2 protein-coding genes are annotated in these 723 nt (G+C 69.7%); both read right to left on the minus strand.

The window, feature by feature from the left end; genetic code table 11:
• On the minus strand, nt 1-245 hold a 245-nt coding region (locus LPA54_RS33990; RefSeq protein ID WP_228984539.1), incomplete at its 3' end, for a helix-turn-helix domain-containing protein.
• 53 nt (nt 246-298) lie between these two features.
• On the minus strand, nt 299-550 hold the full coding sequence (locus LPA54_RS33995) for a thiamine-binding protein (protein WP_228916130.1): 252 nt from the start codon (nt 548-550) through the stop codon (nt 299-301).
• Nucleotides 551-723: the final 173 nt, after the last annotated feature.

The following is a 723-nucleotide window of genomic DNA, read 5'->3' on the forward strand; positions in this document are numbered from 1 at the left end:
ACGGTCTCCACGCCGTGCCGTACGGCGAACGCCCCGCGCGCCTCCAGACTGCGCACGATCTCCTGCTTCGCCTTGCGGTCCAGCTCCGCGAGCGGCATGCCCCTGCGCCGCTCCAGCGCGGCCAGGATGTGGTCGAGGGAGTCCGCGAGCTGCGGCAGCCGTACGGCGACGGCGGCGGCACCCTCCCAGGAGAGCACCACGTCGTCGGGGCCGGCCTCGTCCGGCGGGATCATCTCCCCGCCCATCGCGTCGACCAGCGGCTTCACGGCCGCGATGAAGGCGCCCTGGCCGGTCGCGCTCACCGGTCGTCCTCCCCGACCACGTTGATCTGGAGGGAGACGCGGGTGGCTCCGGCGGTCAGGGTGCGGCGCAGCAGGGTGTCCACGGCGGCCAGCACCGCGTCGGCGCCGCCCTCGGCGGTGTTGCCGAAGGGCCCGACGTCCACCTCGTCCAGGCCGGCCGTCTCGATGACCTCGCGCGCCACGACGGCGTGCTCAGGCGCCTTGTCGAGGTCGAAGGGCTCGGTCGTGAACTCCACTCGCAATCGCACGGAGCCAACCTACCGACCTCTTGACAGCCCTTCACCGGTGCGGGCAGTCTTCCAACAGGCAGAAATTTAATTCCGCTATACGGAAATCCTGCGGAAAACAAGGAGAAGGGAGCGCGGCCCGATGGGATTCGCAGACCAGCGCTTCACCGTCAACCTGTCGATCCTCTTCACCG

Origin of the sequence: Streptomyces sp. DH12 (genome assembly GCF_020873895.1) — a bacterium.
Lineage (GTDB): Bacteria > Actinomycetota > Actinomycetes > Streptomycetales > Streptomycetaceae > Streptomyces.